Annotated in this window: 19 protein-coding genes; 8 read left to right on the forward strand and 11 right to left on the reverse strand. The window is 68.3% G+C overall.

Going from position 1 to position 19,519, the window contains the following annotated elements; translation table 11 throughout:
- Positions 1-2: 2 nt before the first annotated feature.
- Positions 3-1,235, reverse strand: coding sequence for a pre-mycofactocin synthase MftD (gene mftD, locus ABZ803_RS02555; protein WP_357031768.1), 1,233 nt, complete (start codon positions 1,233-1,235; stop codon positions 3-5).
- Positions 1,232-1,933, reverse strand: coding sequence for a mycofactocin biosynthesis peptidyl-dipeptidase MftE (gene mftE / locus ABZ803_RS02560; RefSeq protein WP_357031771.1), 702 nt, complete (start codon positions 1,931-1,933; stop codon positions 1,232-1,234). The genes mftD and mftE overlap by 4 nt, the downstream gene beginning before the upstream one ends.
- A gap of 65 nt (positions 1,934-1,998) precedes the next feature.
- Between mftE and mftR the strand changes: the two genes are divergently transcribed.
- The 6 genes from mftR (at position 1,999) to ABZ803_RS02590 (ending at position 7,355) form a co-directional block, all read left to right on the forward strand.
- Positions 1,999-2,595 carry a mycofactocin system transcriptional regulator gene (gene mftR / locus ABZ803_RS02565; protein ID WP_062972733.1) on the forward strand — a complete coding sequence of 199 codons (597 nt, stop codon included), beginning with the start codon at positions 1,999-2,001 and terminating at the stop codon, positions 2,593-2,595.
- A 139-nt stretch (positions 2,596-2,734) separates the two neighbouring features.
- Positions 2,735-3,640 carry an STAS domain-containing protein gene (locus ABZ803_RS02570; protein ID WP_039798458.1) on the forward strand — a complete coding sequence of 302 codons (906 nt, stop codon included), beginning with the start codon at positions 2,735-2,737 and terminating at the stop codon, positions 3,638-3,640.
- A gap of 12 nt (positions 3,641-3,652) precedes the next feature.
- Positions 3,653-4,042, forward strand: coding sequence for an STAS domain-containing protein (locus ABZ803_RS02575; protein WP_039798459.1), 390 nt, complete (start codon positions 3,653-3,655; stop codon positions 4,040-4,042).
- Positions 4,032-4,445 (forward strand): ATP-binding protein, encoded by a 414-nt coding sequence (locus ABZ803_RS02580; RefSeq protein WP_051020806.1) that lies wholly within the window; start codon positions 4,032-4,034, stop codon positions 4,443-4,445. Before ABZ803_RS02575 ends, ABZ803_RS02580 begins: the two co-directional genes overlap by 11 nt.
- Positions 4,438-5,067 (forward strand): SpoIIE family protein phosphatase, encoded by a 630-nt coding sequence (locus tag ABZ803_RS02585; protein ID WP_357031774.1) that lies wholly within the window; start codon positions 4,438-4,440, stop codon positions 5,065-5,067. Before ABZ803_RS02580 ends, ABZ803_RS02585 begins: the two co-directional genes overlap by 8 nt.
- Entirely contained in the window at positions 5,064-7,355 is a 2,292-nt protein-coding gene (locus ABZ803_RS02590) for a SpoIIE family protein phosphatase (RefSeq protein ID WP_357031777.1), read from the forward strand. The genes ABZ803_RS02585 and ABZ803_RS02590 overlap by 4 nt, the downstream gene beginning before the upstream one ends.
- Here ABZ803_RS02590 and ABZ803_RS02595 read toward each other — a convergent pair.
- Positions 7,300-8,367 (reverse strand): DUF4185 domain-containing protein, encoded by a 1,068-nt coding sequence (locus ABZ803_RS02595; RefSeq protein WP_357031780.1) that lies wholly within the window; start codon positions 8,365-8,367, stop codon positions 7,300-7,302. The genes ABZ803_RS02590 and ABZ803_RS02595 overlap by 56 nt on opposite strands.
- A 533-nt stretch (positions 8,368-8,900) precedes the next feature.
- On the opposite strand from ABZ803_RS02595, the gene ABZ803_RS02600 reads away from it, so the two are divergent.
- Positions 8,901-10,103, forward strand: coding sequence for an AI-2E family transporter (locus tag ABZ803_RS02600; RefSeq protein ID WP_357031782.1), 1,203 nt, complete (start codon positions 8,901-8,903; stop codon positions 10,101-10,103).
- Positions 10,104-10,117: 14 nt separating this feature from the next.
- Here the strand turns inward: ABZ803_RS02600 and ABZ803_RS02605 are convergent, their stop codons facing one another.
- The 6 genes from ABZ803_RS02605 to ABZ803_RS02630 all read right to left on the reverse strand — a co-directional run bounded on the left by ABZ803_RS02605 (position 10,118) and on the right by ABZ803_RS02630 (position 16,089).
- Positions 10,118-11,125, reverse strand: coding sequence for a DNA topoisomerase IB (locus tag ABZ803_RS02605; protein ID WP_357031785.1), 1,008 nt, complete (start codon positions 11,123-11,125; stop codon positions 10,118-10,120).
- Between the two features lie 154 nt (positions 11,126-11,279).
- A complete protein-coding gene (locus tag ABZ803_RS02610; RefSeq protein ID WP_357031788.1) occupies positions 11,280-11,990 on the reverse strand; it encodes a hypothetical protein in 711 nt (236 codons plus the stop codon).
- 33 nt (positions 11,991-12,023) lie between these two features.
- Positions 12,024-12,401, reverse strand: a complete 378-nt coding sequence (locus tag ABZ803_RS02615; RefSeq protein ID WP_357031791.1) for a PepSY domain-containing protein — start codon at positions 12,399-12,401, stop codon at positions 12,024-12,026.
- 372 nt (positions 12,402-12,773) lie between these two features.
- Positions 12,774-13,790, reverse strand: a complete 1,017-nt coding sequence (locus ABZ803_RS02620; protein WP_357031794.1) for a TIGR03617 family F420-dependent LLM class oxidoreductase — start codon at positions 13,788-13,790, stop codon at positions 12,774-12,776.
- A 217-nt stretch (positions 13,791-14,007) separates the two neighbouring features.
- Entirely contained in the window at positions 14,008-14,553 is a 546-nt protein-coding gene (locus tag ABZ803_RS02625) for a hypothetical protein (protein ID WP_357031797.1), read from the reverse strand.
- A 207-nt stretch (positions 14,554-14,760) separates the two neighbouring features.
- On the reverse strand, positions 14,761-16,089 hold the full coding sequence (locus ABZ803_RS02630) for an APC family permease (RefSeq protein WP_357031799.1): 1,329 nt from the start codon (positions 16,087-16,089) through the stop codon (positions 14,761-14,763).
- A gap of 296 nt (positions 16,090-16,385) precedes the next feature.
- Here ABZ803_RS02630 and ABZ803_RS02635 point away from each other — a divergent pair, with 296 nt between their 5' ends.
- On the forward strand, positions 16,386-17,288 hold the full coding sequence (locus tag ABZ803_RS02635; RefSeq protein ID WP_357031802.1) for a PAS and ANTAR domain-containing protein: 903 nt from the start codon (positions 16,386-16,388) through the stop codon (positions 17,286-17,288).
- 342 nt (positions 17,289-17,630) lie between these two features.
- On the opposite strand, the gene ABZ803_RS02640 is transcribed toward ABZ803_RS02635, so the two are convergent.
- Together ABZ803_RS02640 and ABZ803_RS02645 are read right to left on the reverse strand one after the other, a co-directional pair.
- Positions 17,631-18,539: an oxygenase MpaB family protein gene (locus ABZ803_RS02640; protein WP_357031805.1), complete on the reverse strand. Its 909-nt coding sequence runs from the start codon at positions 18,537-18,539 to the stop codon at positions 17,631-17,633.
- Positions 18,540-18,817: 278 nt separating this feature from the next.
- Positions 18,818-19,516: a hypothetical protein gene (locus ABZ803_RS02645; RefSeq protein WP_357031808.1), complete on the reverse strand. Its 699-nt coding sequence runs from the start codon at positions 19,514-19,516 to the stop codon at positions 18,818-18,820.
- Between the last annotated feature and the right edge of the window lie 3 nt (positions 19,517-19,519).

The following is a 19,519-nucleotide window of genomic DNA, read 5'->3' on the forward strand; positions in this document are numbered from 1 at the left end:
GCTCAGGCGGGTGTGCCCGCCGTCTCCGCGTGATCGGCCGGAGCGCTTGCCGCGGCGGTGGTTTCGGCCAGCCCGAGCGCGCGCTCGAAACCGGCGGGCACCACCACGTCCGAGCGATCCAGCTCGGTGACGCGCGTCTTGCGCAGACCCAGCAGCGCCGAATCGATGCCGCCGCGCAGGATGTCCAGCACGTTCTCCACACCGGCCTGCCCGTTGGCGGCCAGCCCCCACAGGTAGGCGCGCCCGATCAGCACCGCCCGCGCACCCAGCGCGACGGCCTTCACCACGTCGCTGCCCCGCCGGATGCCGCCGTCGAGCAGCACCTCGACCTGCGAGCCCACCGCGTCCGCCAGCACCGGCAGCGCGCGGATCGCGGCCGGGGTGCCGTCGAGATTGTTGCCGCCGTGGTTGGACACCGAGATCGCCGCCACACCCGCGTCGACCGCGCGCAGCGCGTCGTCGACCCGCATGACGCCCTTGAGCAGCACCGGGCCCTCCCACTGCTCGCAGATCCACCGCACGTCGGACCAATCCGGCGCGGGTGTGCCCATCCACTCGCCGTAGGCGCCGAAGAAGCCCGGCGCCGCGGCGCCACCGATGGCCATGTTCGGCGCGGTCAGGTCCGGAATGCTGCCCGACCGCGCATAGGTCGCCAGCCAGCGGGGACGCGCCAGGGTCTGCGGCGCGAACTTCAGCATCGTGCGCAGGTCCAGCTTCTCCGGGATGACCGGGCTGCCCCAGTCCCGCCCGTGCGAGAACGACCAGTCCAGCGTCAGGATCAACCCGACCGCCCCGGCCCGCTTCGCGCGGTCCATCCGCTGCAGGATCTCGTCCTTGCCGCCGCACCAGTACAGCTGGAAGAACGTGGCCGGATTGGCCGCGATCACCTCTTCGATCGGCTTGCTGGCGAACGAGCTCAAGCCCATCGCGATGCCGCGCGCCGCGGCCGCCCTCGCGACGGCGACCTCACCGTCGGGGTGCACCGCCTGCACGCCCGTCGGCGAGATCAGCACCGGCATCGAAATCTGCTGCCCCAGCACCGTCGTCGACTGATCGCGCTCGCCGATCGGCCCGGCCACGTGCGGCGCGAAACCCAGTTCGGCGAACGCCCGCTGATTGTCCTCGATGGTCTGGCCGCGCTCGGAGCCGGCGATCAACGCGCCGTACACCGACTTCGGCAGGCGCTTCTTCGCCCGCCGCTGCGCTTCGGCGACAGTCTCGAACCACGGATTCATGTTCCGGTCCTTTCCGGGGAGTTCTCCGGCCACCAGAGCCGGGTTCGGTCGAGCAGATCGGTGCTCAGGTGCTCGAGCAGGGCCGCGCCCTCGGCGGCGGTCGCACCCGCCGGGTCGCCGAGCACACCGTTGGCGCTCACCGCGCGCACTCCGCCGGTGCGCAGCAGCGGCAGCAGTTCGGTCAGCGGACGGGTGTCCCCCGCCGCCGCGCGGTCTTCGCGCACGCGCTCGGGCGCCAGGGCCAGTTGCAGCGCCGTCTCCGACCGGCCCGCGTGCGGGTCGCCGTCGAAGCGCGGCAGGTATACGCGCACGTCGCGGGACTCGGTGCGCAGTAGATCCTTCGCCCGGCGCAGCGGTTCGATGTTGCCGCCGTGCCAATTGACCAGCAGGATCCGGTCGAAGGTGTCGGTCGCCGAGCGGCACAGCTCGACGACCAGCAGTTCCAGTGCCGCCTGCCCGATCGACAGCGTGCCGGGAAAACCCGCGTGCTCGCCGCTGGCGCCGTACGGGATCGCCGGTCCCACGAGCACGTCGGTCCGCGCCGCGGCCAGCCGCGCGCACAACGCGGCGGCGACGTCGGTGTCGGTGGACAGCGGCAGATGCGGGCCGTGCTGCTCGGTCGCGCCGACCGCGACGGCCAGGATCGCACCCGCCGAGGCGCGCGCGCCCGCCTCGGGCCAGGTGAGATCCGCCAACATGCGGCGAGATTATCGTCAGTCACTGACATAATCAAGGGGCCGAGGCGGCCGAGCACAATCAGACGATGCTGGAGAACCGGGCCGCGCGCGGCCGCCCACGCGGCACCACCAAACGCGAACTCGAAGTGATCGCCATGCGGCTGTTCACCGAACAGGGCTTCGACGAGACCACCGTCGAACAGATCGCCGCCGCCGCGGGCATCAGCGGGCGCACCTTCTTCCGCTACTTCCCCAGCAAGGCGGAGGTGCTCTGGTGGCAGTTCGACGACGAGGTCGCCGCGCTGCGCGCCGCCTTCGCGACGGTGCCCGACGACGTTCCGATGATGACCGCCGTGCGCCGAGTCGTGGTGAGCGCCAACCAATATCGCGCCGAGGACGTCCCCGAGCTGCGCACCCGCATGCATCTGGCGGCCACCGTGCCCGCTCTGTCGGCCACCGCCGGAGCGCACTACGACACCTGGGAGCGCACCGTCAGCGCCTTCGCCGCTCGGCGACTGGGCGAACCGGAGGACGGGCTCATCCCGCTCGCCGTCGGACGCACCACACTCGCGGCGGCGCGCGCCGCCTTCGACGCGTGGCTCGCCCGCGCGGACGCCGACCTCACGGTGTATTTGGACGAGGCGCTCGCAGCGCTGGAACGCGGGTTCGCTACGGTGCCGTAAGGTCCGCCGCGCTCGAACATCAGGCGAACAACCGGCAGGTTTCGCGGGTGACTCGGGTGGGGTATGACTAGGCTCGGAATCGGCTAGCGCCGAACGCACGAACTTCCCGACTCAACCGTCGAAAGGGGCAGGAGTTTCCATGTCCGAGGTGTCCATGAGCCTTTCGGCGGATTCCCTGACCGCGGGACCGATCGACCAATTGCTGCCGCAGCTCGTCGAGCACCTGCGACAGAACCGCACCGCGCTGCGTGAAGAGTGGGCCCGCCGCATCGCCGACGCCCAGCTGCTCACCGCCATGACCCCGGAGGAGATCTTCTCCGAGGCGACATCGATCTACGACGGCTACGTCGACGTGCTCGAGACCGGTAGCGTGGAAGCGCTGCAGGCCTACGCGCGCGACCTGTCCGAACGCATCATCCCGAGAGGCGTCGAGACCGACGAGGTCATCGGCATCGTGCTGCTGCTGCGCGACGTGCTCGCACGCAGCCTGTTCGAGAAGTACCAGTCGGACTTCGAGCTGCTGAACAAGGTGCTCGACGCCTACGAACCGGCCGCCAACCGCATCGCCAACACCGTGACGGTGTCCTTCGTGCAGGAGCGCGAGCGCGTCATCCGGCAGCAGCAGGAAGCCATCCGCGAGCTGTCCACGCCGGTGCTGCAGGTGCGTGAGCAGCTGCTGATCCTTCCCATCATCGGCGTGCTGGACAGTCAGCGGGCCCGCCAGCTCACCGAGCAGCTGCTGCGCGCCATCCGCGCGAACCGGGCGAAAGTGGTCGTCATCGATATCACCGGTGTGCCCCAGATCGACTCCACCGTGGCCAACCACTTGGTGCAGACCGTCGACGCGTCCGGCCTGATGGGCGCGAACGTGATCATCACCGGTTTGTCCTCGGAGATCGCGCTCACCCTGGTCACCATCGGTCTGGACCTGTCGAAGATGAACGCGGTCGGCGACCTGCAGGGAGGCATCGAAGAAGCGGAACGGCTGCTGGGCTACGAGGTTTCCCGCGTCACCGAACGGGTTACCGAACGCGACGGCCGCTGATCAGGCGCCCCCATGCCGGTTCCGATTCTCAAACAGGGTACGTACCTCATCGCGTCGGTTCAGTCCGCACTCACCGATGCCGATACCGAGCGCCTGCAGGACGACCTGATGAAACAGGTCAGCAAATATCGGGCACACGGCATCATCGTCGACGTCACCGCCATCGACGTCATGGATTCGTTCGCCGCGAGATCGTTGCGTACCATCGCGCACATGACGCAGCTGCGCGGCGCCGAAACGGTGATCGTCGGTCTGCAACCCGAAGTCGCGTTCGCCATGGTGCAACTCGGCCTCACCTTCGAGGACATGCACACCGCCCTCGATCTGGAAGAGGGACTCGCCTGGTTGGACCGAAAGATCCCAGCCCGTCGCCAGCGAGACGGTCGTGACAGTGGCCGCTGAGAACGTGGTGATCGCGGTCAGGGTGTCCGGGGACATCGTGACCGCACGTCAAGCCGGACGCGAACTGGCAGCAAAGCTCGGATTCACCCTGACCGACCGCACGATGATCTCCACGGCGATCTCCGAGATCGCCCGCAACATCACCAGTTACGCGGGCAGCGGGGAGATCCGCCTGCTCGTCGACGACCGGGAGGGACGTCAAGCCCTGGTGGTGCAGGCCGAGGATCAGGGACCCGGAATCATCGACATCGCCCGGGCTCTGGAGGACGGCTACTCCACCGGACGCGGGCTCGGGCTCGGCCTTCCCGGCGCCCGGCGGTTGATGGACCGGCTGACCGTGGATTCGGCGCCGGGTCGCGGCACGCTGGTGGAAATGTGGAAGTGGGTACCGAACGGTGCGTGACGACGGGTTCATCGGCCGGATCGAGTGGGCGGTGGCCGGTCGCGCACTGCCCGGTCAACAGGTCTCCGGTGACCGCGGCGTCGTCCTCGACACCGGCGGCGGCACCGTCCTGTTCGCGGTCCTCGACGGACTCGGGCACGGCGCCGCCGCGGCGGACGCCGCCGATCGCGCCTCCCGCGTGCTGTCGGAGAACCGCGCCGAACCGTTGGACGTGCTGATAGTGCTGTGCCACCGAGCGATGGCCGACACTCGGGGCGCGGCGATCTCGCTGGCCCTGTTCGACGAGGGTGACAGGGTGCGCTGGCTCGGCGTCGGCAATGTCGAATCCCAGGTGCTGACCGCGGGTCCCGCGGGCCTGCGGGTGCACGCGACCGTCCTGCTGACCGCGGGCATCGTCGGCTATCGCCTTCCGGCGACCCTCCAGCCGCAGACCGTCGCCGTCCGCCCCGGCGACCTGCTGCTGATGTCCACCGACGGCATCGTCACCGAAGCCGCCGACATCGACCTTTCCAAATCCACCGCCGACATCACCGCCGACATGCTCGCCCGGCACGCCAAGGACACCGACGACGCGCTGGTGCTCGCGGCGCGGCACCGCGGTGCGGCAGGGGCGGCCAGATGAGCGCCCTGCTCGCCGAGTTCCTGGACGCCTACGCCGACGCGCTACGGCGGCATATGGATTCGCAAACCCAGGCCGGCCTCGCCGAGGGGTACGAGCTGGGCAGGCGCGCACTGGTCGAGGGCATCAGCCTGCTCGATCTCACCGAGAACCACTTCCGGGTGGTCCAGGACGTGGAGGAACAGCGGCAGAAGGACACGTCCGCCGAGGGGGGCGAATCCGGGGCCCGCCTGCCGGAGACCGCGCTGGAATTCCTCTTGCAGACCCTCGTTCCGCTGGATATCGCCACCCGCGGCTACCTCGACGGCACCCGCCGCTACGAGCAGCAGCGTTCTCGCGCCGACGATCTCGCCGGACGCGACGCGTTCCGTACCGCCTTGGTGGAATCGCTACAGGACGGCTTCTTCGTCGCCGACGCGCAGGGCACCATCATCGAGGTCAACACCGCTTTCGGCGCCTTGACCGGCTACGGCGCCGCCGGCGTGCCCTACGCGCTGCCGCATCCGTGGTCGAGCCCGGAGGGTCCGCGCTACCCCGACCTCGGTACCGAGGCGCAACGCTTCGTCATCCCGATCCGCCACCGCGACGGCCGGAATGTGTGGCTCGCGGTGAGCACCAGCGCGCTGATCAAGCCGGAGGACCACGAACGGATCTTCGTCGGCACGTTGCGCGACATCACCGCCGAACACGACGCGCAGGCGCGTGACCAGGCAGCATCCCGGCTCGCCACCGCCGTCGGCGCGGCCACCAGTGTGGTCGAGGTGCTCGCCGTCGGACTCGACGAGGTGCGCCGGACGGTGGGCGCGGAGACCGCCGTGGTGGCCGTGTGGCCGAGCCGCAACGCCGTACCGGAGGTGTACGTCTCCGGGGTCGGCGCCGACGGCGCGTCGCACGACGGCGCCGCGTCCCTCGACGACCGGTCGCGCGCACTGCTGGATCGGGCCAGGCGCAGGCCGCCGCGCAGCCTGCTGGCCATTCCGGAAGGGGCGGAGAGTTCCGAGGGCATCGTCGCGCCGCTGGGCGAGATCGGCGACGCGGCGATGTGGTTGCGCTTCGCCGCGCCCCGGGCGATCAGCGCCGCGGACTGGACGCTGTTCTCCCTGTTGATCGGCCATCTCAGTCTCGCGGTCCAGCGGGCGCGCAACTTCGACCAGGCCCGCGCCACCTCGCTGACCCTGCAGCGCGCCATGCTCGGCCCGATCGATCTGCCGCCGCGGTTCTCGGTGCACTACGAGCCCGCCCTGCCGCCGCTGGAGATCGGCGGCGACTGGTACGACGTGGTGCCGCTGCGCGACGGCACCATCGGTGTGGTGGTCGGCGACTGCGTCGGGCGTGGCCTGTCGGCCGCGGTCGTGATGGGCCAATTACGGACCGCTGCCCGTGCGCTGCTGCTGCGCGGCGCGGGACCGGCGCAGTTGCTCGCCGAACTCGACACCGTCGCCGCGCGCATCCCGGGCGCCATGTGCACCACCGTGTGCGCCGCCGTGCTGGACCCGGTGCGCGGACTGGTCCGCTACAGCAACGCCGGTCACATGCCACCGATCCTCGCCGACGTGGGCAAGACCGGCCGGATGCTGGAAGGCGGGCGCGCGGTGCCGCTGGCGACGTTCGATACGCCGCGCAGGCCGGAGGCCACCACGGCGCTGACGCCCGGTTCCACCTTGGTGTTGTTCACCGATGGCTTGGTCGAACAACGCGGCGTGGACATCGACGAGGGGTTCGCCAAGATCGCCGCTGTGCTCGCCGACACCTCGGGACGCCTACCCCGTGAGGTGGCCGACGCGGTGCTCTCTCGCCTGCGGCCCGCCGCGGGTTACGACGACGACGTCGCCATGGTGGTCTACCGCCAGCCGCCCGCGCCGCTGCGGCTGGACGTGCCCGCGCGCGCGGACGAACTCGCGGTGCTGCGGCGCACACTGAAGGGGTGGTTGGCCGCCGCGGCGGTGCCGCACGACCTGGCCGCCGACCTGGTCGCCGCGGCGAACGAGGCGTGCAGCAACAGCATCGAGCACGCCTATCGCAACAACGACGCCGGTCGGGTGCGGATGTCGGCCACCTGCGACATCGACACCGTCGTCATCGTGGTCGCCGACACCGGCAGTTGGAAGCCGCGGGCATCCGATCCCGGCTATCGTGGCCGCGGCATCGACATGATGCGCGCGCTCACCGAGGAACTCGATATCGACCATTCGGAATCGGGCACGACCGTGCGGATGTCGGTGACGCTACCCGCGATCACGTTCCCGGTGGCCAATCCGTTGCGCGGGACGAACCGCCGAGTCCCCGGCTGACGGTGCGCGCCGCGAATGGAATAGGAACGGCGGGCCGCACTCCGTAGATCCGGAATTGCATGCCCCGGTACGGGATACCGGATTCCGCCCATTCGCTCACGATCATGCCGAACGCACCGTCGAATCTGCTGTCCGGATGGACATAACATCCGTAGAGACGCGGCACGATATCCGGGCCGCCCGGCGCCCAGAAGGACCCTTTCACCGGACGATAGGTCAAGGCCGTGCGCCAGTTGTCCGTGATCCTCGCGGCGACCTTGACGAACGCGCCGTAGGCACCGGCGTCGAACCCGGACATCACCCAATTCCCCTGGATCCGCCGTAATCCGATCTCGCCGAGCTTTGTGCCGTCGGCCAGGATCCCGAAGCGCGGGTCGCCGCCCGGATCCCGGCCCCAGCCCCAGTCCTGCCCGTTCCAGCCCCATCCCTGCCAGGCCGCCGGGTCGATCAGCGCGGCATGGGTTTCGCGAACTCGCCACAACAGCATGTTCTTGTTCCGCGCGAGCCCACCGGTGGAGATGATGTAGACGTAGCCGTCGCCGCCGCGTTCCCAGGAGATCATGGTGCGTTTGCCGCCGTAGGCGCTGGTCGACCACCGGACGCCGGTATCGGTCCAGCTCTCCGCGTTGTCGTCGGAATAACGGATCTCGCACCATCGCTCGTTCGCCAATCCCTGGGTGACCATCACCCACAGATAGATTCGGCCGCCGATCGTTATCGCGTCGCAGGGCAGGATCGTGGAGTATTGCGAATTGTCGTGCACGTAATCCCAGAGTTGCCGGGCGTCCCGCGCCGCCGAGCGGAATTCGATCGGCCAGGACATATCGTGCGTGTCGCTGCGCAACAGCATCGGCGAACGCCAATTTGGGCCTCCTACTCTCGGTTCGGTGCCGGAGAAGGTGTCACCGAGGACGTATCCGATTTCGCCACTCGGCATGCGGAACGGGATGAAGAGATCCGAGCCGCCGATATCTGCCATCGGGAGCGGATTCAAATTCTTGATCTTGGGCATCGCGGATCCTGTCGATTCTCGGAGCCTCACTTACCAGATCGGCTCGTAGGAATCACCACGAGGTGTGGAAGGGCTACTACCTCAGTATCGGCCGTCGATGGCTGCGATGTTGCTGCCTCGGTGGGTTGAGGCCGAAAGGAAATGGGGAAACCGACTGCGCAGCTTGTGTTTCGGCAGTTCGCCACCTCATCCCGCCTGGTGCCTCCGGTGGGGAGAGATCCATTGCCGATCGCGGTATCGGCGATGCGCGGTGTTCGCCGGTAACGGATTCGCGGGACGTGTGGGTACCCGGCCGGCTCCCGCTTCCGATGAGGCCCCGGCCGCGAACACGCGATTCGGCGCCCATCGTCGTCCGGAGAACCCCTGGCGGCGGGCCGCGCGTACGGCCCGACTCCCCCGGCGATCGCCGAATCCGCCGCTCGACCGGCCGATAGCGCGAACTGCCTCGGTCTCGGCCGCGTTTGGCCGAGCGTGCAGCGGGTAAGCCGCGCTCTGCATCCCGGACCAGCTCACTCATCGATCGGACGGAAAGCATGTCCGAAAAAGACACTCCGGACGACGAGCGTCCGGCACGCGATACCGCCGACGCGGGCCACCGCGGCGACATCGCGCAACCCCACGGCGCCGGCGAAGTCGGTCCGATCGTCGCCGCCGAGGCCGAAGCCGCGCGGGCGCGCAGTGCGGAATTTCCCCTCGGCCGGCCCGGACGCCGGTTCGATCGGCGCTCGCCGTTCATGGTCGGGATGACCGGAGCCGCCGGTGTCGCGCTGACCTACGCCGCCATTCGCACCGTGCTCGCCGCCGGAGCGACGCTGATCCTGATCGTGGTGGCGTTGTTCCTGGCCATCGGAATGGAACCGCTGGTGTCGCGGCTGGTGCGGCCCCGGTTCCCGCGCTGGGCGGCGGTGACCACCGTCTACCTCGTCGGGCTCGGGCTGTTCGCCGGCTTCCTCGCCGCGGCGATACCACCGCTGATCACCCAAGGTGAGGCGCTCACCCACAATGCGCCGCACTACGTCACCCATCTCGCCGACCGCTATCCCCTCATCCGCACCCTCGACGAGCGATTCCACCTACAGCAGCGGTTGCAGCAGACGCTCGAATCGGACTCCTCCGGGTTGACCACCGGAGTACTGGACGCGGGGCGCGCGGTGTTCTCGATCGTCAGCAGCACGATCATCGTCGCCGTGCTCACCGCCTACTTCATGGCGAATTTCACGCAGGTGCGCGCTTCGGTCTACCGGCTCTTCCCGCGCTCCCGCCGTGCCCGCGCGATTCTGATCGGCGACGAGATCTTCGCCAAGGTCGGCGGCTACATCCTGGGCAACCTGGTGATCTCCCTGATCACCGCCGTCCTGACCGGCGTCTGGCTGCTGATCTTCGACGTGCCCTACCCGCTGCTGCTGGCGGTGCTGGTCGCCCTGCTCGACCTGATCCCCGTCGTGGGTTCCACCCTCGCCGGTGTGATCGTCGCGCTCGTCGCGTTGACCGTCTCCCTTCCGGTCGCGGTCGCGACCGTGGTGTTCTTCATCGCGTTGCGCCTGGTCGAGGACTACGTTCTGGTGCCGCGCATCATCGGCCGCGCGGTGCACGTGCCCGCGCTCGTCACCGTGGTGGCGGTGCTGCTCGGGGGCGCGCTCCTGGGCATCATCGGCGCCTTGCTGGCGATTCCCGTCGCCGCGGCCGTGTTGCTGATCATGCGCGAGACCGTCCTGCCCTCGCTGGACGAGCGCTGACCGGGCGCCGGGTCTCACCGCATCCGACGGAGCATGCGAATGACGGCGCTGTCGATGATCGCCCGCTGCGCATCGGCGCATTCGGCGCGGTCGGCGCGCCGCAGTGCCGCGGCGACTGTCGTGCCGTTCTCGAAGGCCGTCACCACCCGTGGATCGACATAGGACGCCTGGGCCACCGCGGGCGTGTTGCCGAGCGCGGCGGCCACCTCGTCCATGATCTCCCGTACCGCGCGTTTGCGAGCCCGGCCGCCGGCCGGAGGGTCGAGCGAACCGAACGCGGCCGCGGCCAGCACGGTGGCCTGCCAGGTGCGCAGGTCTTTGACGCTGCATTCGCACGCGGCGAGTTCCCGGAAACGCGCGTTGATGTCGTCGGCGCGTAATTCGCCGTAGTGGCCGCCCTCCCGGTACACCGACAGCCGGTCGGAGTCCGACCCGCTGCGCAGCAGCGACCGAACGGCTTTGGCGAGCAACGGATCCCGGACACTCACCCGTCGCCGGATGCCACCCTTGGCGACGTAATCGAAAAGCATCCGCTCTCCGGATACCCGGACCTGTTCACGCAGTAGCGTCGCGACTCCCCTGGTGCCGTTCTCCTCGGCGTACTCCTCGCCCCCGACCCGGAACACTCCGCGATCCACCAGATCGATGGCCACCGCCTCGACTCGCCGCCGGACCGTGCCACGCAGCGCGAGATCCTCCCCCACCTGTGCGCGGATCTCCGGCAACCGTCCGGCCAGCGCCAAGACCCGGTCGAACTTCTCCTCGTCGCGTTCTTTGCGCCACTGCTCGTGGTAGAGGTACTGGCGCCGGCCCGCCGCATCGACACCGACGGCCTGGATGTGCCCGTTCTCGCGCGGGCAGATCCACACCTTCCGCCAGGCCGGCGGGATCGCCAGCCCGCGAATGCGCTCCAGTGTCGCGTCGTCGACGGGTTCACCTTGCGCGGTGCGGTAGCCGAACCCGCGTCCGCGCCGGACACGTTCGACTCCGCCGTCATACGGTCGGCTACGGCGCAATCGCATTCAGTCACCGTGGTGCTCGGGGCCGGGGGTGACGCGTTGTGTGCTCATATCTCATAGCTGCCCGGTCTCCGAGCGGCGAAACAGCCCGAGGCGCCAGGTCCCGGCAGTCCGACCTGGCGCGGCACGATTTTCGAGGGTGCGTCCAGCCGGAGACCTACTTGGACGGGGGGACGAAGGGCTGGTTGACCGTGGTGAAGTACTGGACGAGGGCGGCGACGGCGACGGGCGCGGTGATGAACAGTTGTCCGGCGAGCGTGCCGAGGGCGCCGACTGCCAGGATGCCGCCCAGGCAGCCGACGGCGGCGGCCGGAATGAACGGACCGAACATGCCCACGATCGTCGCGGCCGCGACCGTGGCGCCCGCGATGCCACCGAGCACACATCCGACGAGGCCGCCGCCCAGGCCGCCGACGACGGTGCCGATCGCGGCACCTGTCGCGATGGTGTCCTTCAGCCGGGTGAAGGCCGCGACTTCGCGCTCGTACGGCGTCCTCCAGTGCGCCGAGTCCTCGAAGGGAAGGGCGACGGGCCGGTACTTCGCGTGCTCGACGTCGAACAGTGGGGTGAGCGTGGCGGTCCGGCCGCTGATGTCGGCCGCGATCGGGAAGACGAAATCGTCGACACGGAACTCCAGGGGCGTGCCCGCCAGTAGTGTGCCGTCGGTCGCCTCGATCGCGAAGACCCCGTTCTCGGCCTGCAAGGAGCCCGAGTCGATCTGGACGACCACGCCCTCGGCGGAGGTGGTGGCGGTGTAGTTCACGACATGCGAACCGGCATCCGGAGCCGCGGCGACGGCATGTCCGGCCGAGACGCTCGCAATCGCGACTGCGAGCGTCGATACCGTGGCGATCTTGCGCAAAACCATGTCTGGGGCTCCTCGTCTTTCGCTGTGCTGCCGTCAGTCCTGTTGCACGGTGCCGAGGACGGCCCCGCTGGTCGCGTCGATCGTCACCTCGTGCTCGATGCCGTCGGGCTTGCGGAGCTCGACTTCCCACACCGTCGTCGGCCCCTCGGCGTCGAGTTCGGCGGAGACCACGGTGCTACCGGGCACGGCTCGGAGCGCCTTGTCGACGGCTTGCTGCCTGCCGATCGCGGGAGCCGCGGTGAGTTCCCAATCGTGATCGGACAGATAGGCGGCGACGCGGTGCCCGCCGGGCGCCTGATCATCGGTGGCGGCGTACAGCGCCACCGGCCCACCGACGAGGACAGCGGCGACAACGGCGCCTGCGAGGAGCCCGCGCCGACCGGACAGTGCCCGGCGAACAGTGGCCTTCATCCTGAAACCTCCTATGCGAGTTGTGATCCGAAGATGCGGATCACCTTCGCAGGCAGCGGCTTAAGGCAGCCTGAAGTCACCTGAAATCCGTTTCAGGAACGGCGAATTGCGGTTTTTCCCGCCATTGCCGGACCGGCGGAGTTAAGGTCGGTCTCGGGTCGGGGTTTCCGGGGGTTTTCGCATTCGTCTCCGTCGGTCAGTCCCGGCGCAGCCCGCGTCGGCCGTGCCCGCTGCTCAGCCGACGCCGAGGCGCGAGGGTGGGTGCGCTCGATCCCCTCCGACTGCACCCACCTTCCCGAATCGCCTTCGCGCGAAGTACCGGGCGGCCGCACCATCGGGTGCCGCGTCCGTCTCGACCCTTACGGGCGCGCGTCAGGCTTTCCGGTCGTGCAAGGCTGCGACCAGATCGGCCACGTCCGCGGCGTTCGGCGCGTATCCCGGGAAATAGCAGCACACCTCCTCGATTCCGGCGCCGAAGCGGGTGCGGATCTGCGCGGCGCACTCCTCCGGTGTGCCCGCCACCCCGATCGTGCGCACCATCTCGTCGGTCACCAGCGCCCGCATCTCGGCGAAACCGCCGGTCTTGGACAGCGCGTTGAGCGTGGAGTGCGATTGTTCCCAGCCCTCGACCTCGAGCACGGGACGATAGGCGGGTGTGGACCCGTAGAACGCGATCAGGGAGCCCACCCCGCCCATCGCGGCGGTCAGCGCTTCCTCCGTGCGTCCGAGTGCGACCATCACCTGCGCGATCACCGGGAACCTCTCCGAGGTCCGGCCGGACCGGCGCAGGCCCTCGGCGACGGCGGGCAGGGTGCGCTCGGTGAAGTGGCGTTCGCTGTTGAACGGCATCACCAGCAGTCCGTCGGCGACCTCGGCGGCCTTGCGGGTCATCACCGGTCCGAGCGCGCCCATCAGCACCGGCGGAGGACCGAAGGGGTTCGGTCCGGGATCGAAGGTGGGCGGCAGCAAAGTGTGCGTGTAGTACTCGCCGCGGAAGTTCAACGGCGCCCGGCCTTCCCACGCGGCGAAGATGGCCCGTACCGCCGCCACGCTCTCCGCGGTACGTTCGGCGGGCGCGCCCCACGTGCTGCCGTAGCGCTTTTCGATGTGGGCGCGGATCTGTGAGCCCAACCCCAGCCGGAACCGTCCCTCGCTGTAGACCTGCAGGTCGTAGGCCGCGTGCGCCAGGTGCATCGGGCTGCGCGGTCCGGCGATCGCCACGTTCGTCATCAATTGCAGCGACGTCGCGCCTGCCGCGACGACGAGGGGGAAGAACACGTCGTGCGGGCCCTCGAAGGTGAACAGGCCGTCGGCCCCGGTCTCGGCCAGCTCCCGCGCTTCGGTCGCGACCTGCCGTGGCGTTCCGGTGACCTGTAGATGGACCTTCACTTCGACCTCCGTCGGTCATCGGCGCGCCACGCCTTCCGCGACACGACGACCCCATCGTATGGACAGCACTCCGTGCATGTGTCCAGTCCGACGGGAATCCGCCGCCGCGCGCCCGGACCGGGCTACGGACCGACCGGCGCCGGGTTCCCGGGATTCCCGTGCCGCGGAGTCCTCGCGAGTCCGGTATCCCGCGATGCCACGGCGGGTTCGAGCGCGGTCACAGACCGGGGAGCCGGTTCTCGCGCAGCGTGACCACGACCACGATGTCTCCATAGGGAGCCGCGCCCATGGCCAGTCTGTGCGCGAGGCGCGCCAAGCCGACCCGTCTTCCGTATTTGGTGTCCATGCCGGTCCGCACCTGGTCGACCAGCGGTCCGGTCCGCAGCAGTTCGGCCATACCTTGGTGCTGGCGCGACCCGAGAGCCGGCTCGCCGTGCCAGTCCCCCGCCTGCACGATGACCCGGCGGTCGCGTGCCAGGTGCCCGGCCTCGCTCGAATGCGAGGAGATCCGGAAGGCCAGACGTCCGTGTTCGACCGGTAACACCAAGTGCGGCACGGTATTCCAGTGTCCGGATGCCTCCGGTCGCGGGTAGGTCACCCGTACTGTGCTCGCATCCCACCAGAGCATTCCCGGCTGCCATTCGCTGGGACGGTCCGGTACGGCGAGAATGCGACGCGCCGCCGGGAACGGGTTGTCTCGACCTGGGGTGTATCCGTGGACTCTGCTGCCGAGCAAGGAGCCGCCGTGCGCTGGATAGGTCATGCGTGGGAACCTCCGGGATGGGTGCGGGTGGGGATTGCCGATCCGATCTCCGTACTGCGATCGGCGCCCATGGCGCCGTGGCGATGGCGTCCAGGCCCGACGCCTGGCCACCGGTTGCGATCGTTAGAAAATCTACCTAGGTAATCACAGATTTTGTGTACCACCGGCCTCATGGTGGGTGCAAGGACATGGTCGTGTCGCCGATCATCATGCTCCGCGCCGAACCGGGAAGGCGTCACGACCGTTCGGTTCGGAGCGGCGGGCCCGGATCGCGTTCACGGCCGCGAACAGCACTCCGATACCGATCAGGAGGCCACCCCGCAACCACACCTCACCGTCGATCCGGGTGAACAGGAACAGGCAGGAGGCCAGGCCGAGCCAAGGCACGACGACGGGCGCTCGAAAATGCTCCGTTTCGTCGCCCGCGCGCCGCAGGATCAGCACCGACACATTGACCGCCGCGAAAACGACGAGCAGCAACAACACCAGCGTCTCCGCGAGCGAGGCCACCTCCCCGGTCAGCGCGAGCAGCAACGACACCGCCGCCGTGACGCCGATCGCCACCCACGGCGTCCGGCGGCCCGGCAGGATCCGGCCCAGCGCCCGCGGAAGCAGGCCCTCGCGAGCCATACCATAGGCCAATCGCGAGGACATGATGCCGGTCAGCAGGGCGCCGTTCGCCACGGCCACCAAGGCGACCACCGCGAAGACCTTGTCCGGTACGCCTCCGGCCAGGCGCACCACCTCGAGCAGCGGACCGCTGGAGTCCGCCAGCCGGTCGGTGGGCACCGCGGCACCGGCCACCACCCCGATCAGCAAGTACACGCCACCGGCGGTGAGCAACGCGCCGAAGAGCGCGCGTGGATAGGACCTGCGCGGGTCGGCGACTTCCTCCGCCAGATTCACCGAGGTCTCGAACCCGACGAACGAGTAGAAGGCCAGGACGGCACCCGCGAGAGTCGCGCCGACAACACCCTGCTCCGCTGTCCCCACCTCGGTGAGCCGGCCCGGATCGGCGTCCCCCCGGACCATCACCCACGCGCCGAGCCCGATGACCAGCACGAGGCCGCCGAGTTCGACCAACGTAGCGGCGACGTTGGCGCCCAGCGACTCTTTGATCCCGGAGACGTTGAGCAGTGCCAAGGCGGTGAGGAACACCACCACGACGAGCGCGGTGGGCAGACTCACCAGGGCGCGCAGATAATCCGCCGCGAACGCCCTGCTCAGCGCCGCCACCGACACGACGCCCGCCGCGAGCATGCAGAACCCGACGAGCGACCCGGCCGCAGGCCCGAGCGCACGGCCCGCGTAATGGGCCGAGCCGCCCGCCTTCGGATACTTGGTCGCCAACTCGGCGTACGAACCGGCGGTGAGGCAGGCGAGACCGAGCGCCACCAGCAGCGGCAACCAGATCGCGCCGCCGGACTCCCGTGCGATGGCCCCGACCAGCACATAGACGCCCGCACCCAGGATGTCACCGAGGATGAAGAAGAACAGCAGGCGCGTGCTGACCGCCCGTCGCAGAGAATCCACCACAGAGCGGCGGATACCCGCGTTACCGGCGCTGAAGCTCCCGCTGACGGCGCCCTGTCGCGATGCTCCTCACACCGTTGTTGCGCCGGGGCAGATCGAACAGATCCCTCCCGCCGCGACACCGAGAGCGCCGTGGTGAGCGCAGGCGCATTCGAATCGGCACGGCTCCACGATGATTCCGCGACGAGCGTCACGCCGAATGCGCGTGATCGAGGCGCGAGTGTGGCTCGTGAGGCGGTTCACGCGCTGCCGTGCCGGTCGTGGCGCATACCTATTCCGCACCGGGGAAAACCGATTCGGTGACGAACAAAGCGCCATCGGGACCGGCGCCGACGGTCCCGATCTCGAAGAGAACGGGCAGTTTCCAATTCTGGTTCGCCGACCAACGCTGGACCTGGTCGGACGAAGTCGCGGCCCTACATGGTTACGCGCCGGGTGAGGTGACCCCGACCACGGAATTGCTCTTGGCCCACAAACATCCCGACGATCGAGCCGAGGTCGCCGACACCCTGGCGACGGCGGTGCAAACCGGGCTGCCGTTCAGCGGCCGCCACCGCATCATCGATACCGCGGGAATCGTGCACCACGTGCTGGTGGTGGGAGATCAGATGCGTGATTCCACCGCTGCGGTGGTCGGTACGGCCGGGTTCTATATCGATGTCACCGACACCGTCGACGAGGAACGCCAGGATGTCATCGACGGGGCCCTGCCGGAAATGGTGGCCGCTCGTGAAGTGATCGAGCAGGCCAAGGGCGCCCTGATGCTGGTCTACGGGATCTCGGCCGATCAGGCGTTCCGCGTGCTGACCTGGCGATCGCAGGAGACGAATACGAAATTGCGCGTGGTGGCCGAGCAGCTGGTTGCCGCGCTGATCGAATTCGGTGGCGCCGGGGTGCAGACGCGTACCCGCTTCGACCACGTGCTGCTCACCGCGCATGAACGCCCGATCGAAGACCTCCGCCGACATGATCGCGCCGGTCATAACCACCCCGCCCGATTGAAGTTGACCGGGGCGGGTAGATCGAAGCAACACGGAAAGGGGTTTGTCATGGCACGTGAGAAAGACAAGGACGACCAGAACAGCGGCGAGCCCAAAGGAGGCAGGCCGGGCCCGACCGACCAGAACCGCCACGGTGGAATGGCGACCCGGGAAGTAGCCCCCGAACTGACCACCGATGAGGCACAAGAACCGCCGGACTGATTTTTTTCGGACAGCGGTACCTGAGCAGGCCGTTGCGAAAGCGCGCGCAGGCCCGAATCGCCCGAAGCCCACATGAACCAACAGTCCGTGTCAACCAACAGTCCGTGTCAACCAACAGTCCGTGTCAACCAACAGTCCGTGTCAACCAACAGTCCGTGTCAACCAACAGTCCGTGTCAACCAACCGAGCCCCGCACCGGTCTGCATCGGTTCGGGGCTCGCTCGGGGGTATTCGTGCCTGTCCACCGATCGCTCGGTAGCTTGACCACACGAATGTACCGGGTAGCACGTGATATCGCCAAATCCGAGTCCCGCAGCGGCCGAATGGTTTAGCTGCCCGACCTCAGATGAGGTTCTTCTGCTTGCGGATGCGCCGTCGCAGGTCGACCATCAGCCCGTGCGATCCGCCGTGGCGGACGAAGCGTGGAATGAAGCGGTTGACGAAGGACACGAACACGAACAAGTTCTCGAAGCGCCGCTGGTCGGCGGCGGTCCATTCCACCCGCAGTTGTTCCCGGAAGATCGGGGCCAGGAATCCGATGGTGAGAAACCGGAGCAGGTTGCGGAAAGGCAGCCGTAGATACCAGTGGATCATGCGCAGCTCGAGCAAGTTCCCGAGGTAGTCCCGGACATAGTCGTCCAACACGACCTGCTCGCACGCGGTGTTCCAATATTCGTCGAATTCGGCTCTGGTGGCGGGCCACATGTCCTCCGTCACCTGCAGGGTGGTGCCCAGGGTCGAGGATGAGGCATAGAACGCTTCGGCCTGCTCGTCGTTCATTCTTCCGTGCAACAGCTGATAGGTGTCCTCGAAGCCGATGTAAAGACAAGCGGCCACCCACAATTGGAGGTTGCGGTCGAAGGCGTTGTACTTGACCGGCGCTCCCGGCGCCGATTGCACTTGCCGGTGCGCCACATTCACCGCTTCGCGATAGGCCTTACGCTCTTCCTCGGTGCCGAGGATGGCGACCGCGAGATATTGCGTCGTCGTACGCGCGCGTTTCCACGGATGCTTCATCAGCGATCCGGATTCCACTTTGCTCTCGGCCACCCCGTAACCCACACCCGGCCGGGCCATCTGCATGACGACGTTCGCCGCGGCGCCTGCGAAGGACCAGAAGTCCAGAGCGTCGGTGAGTGCGAGGGGCCGCTTGGTGAACGGTTGATGCGTGACGCTGATACCGATCCGGGTGCGGTCCTTGGTCAGCGGCACACCGTGGTCGCGATCGGATCGAGGAGCCACTGCGGTCATCGTGATGTCCTTCCATCTGCGTTCACACGTCGCGCGACCAGGTGAATCAGTCGCACCGACCCCAGTCGAACACCGGACCTAACATTTATGTTACTGATCATTCTACCGATTTAGCGGCAAGGATCAACAGAAAAGAACCAGGCTGTACAGCTATATATCCGAGGTCCTACGAATGAAAGTTGTTCAATGTTCTTGTTGTGGTCGGATCAGGCAACGGGCCGGTTCACCGCTGCGGTCACATCGCGAAGTCGGGTTCCACACGACCCCGGCTCCCGCGGTCAGGGCTGCGGCGGCAAGGCCAACGGCGAGTTGACCTTGTTCACCAACCACCGGTCACCGACCTTCTCCAGGCGCATCACCATCGAGAGCTGTCCCGGGGCGGGCTTGCCCTTGGTGCCGAGACTGGTGATGGTCTGGCCGATGATCACGATCGCTTCCGCGGAGTGCTCGTCACCGGCGCGGATCGCGCACTGCACGTCGCGCGTGGCCGAGGTGACCTGGCCTTGGCCGAGTACCTCACGCAGTTCGGCGCTGGTGGACTCGAACTGTTTCTTCCAGTCACCGGTGGCGCCGTCACCGACGGCGGCGAAGTAGGCGTCGAGGTTCTTCGAGTCGTAGTTGGCCAGGACGGGCGCGTAACGGCAGGCTGCGGCGCGCGCGTCCTCCTGCGCCGCCAGCAGGTCCTTGCTGTTGTCGTTCTGGATGTACCAGTAGCAGGCGCAGGCCACCGAAACGCCCACGAGGATCGCGGCAGCCGAGCGCAGCGCGATCGACCCCGGACGCCCTAGCGGCAGACGGCGCAGTCGATTCCAACGACCGGCGGATGCCGCGGCGCCCGTTCCGGATTCCGTGCCGCCGTCCACCCGCTCAGCGGTCGTGTCCTCGGAGCCGGCTTTCACCGGCTCGACAGCGCGATCTTCCGATCGGCTCGCGCTCGACTCGGCTTCGGCGGTCGGCTCGGCGTCTTCACTCTTCATCGG

Source organism: Nocardia sp. NPDC047648, assembly GCF_040642815.1.
GTDB classification, from domain to species: Bacteria; Actinomycetota; Actinomycetes; order Mycobacteriales; family Mycobacteriaceae; genus Nocardia; species Nocardia gamkensis.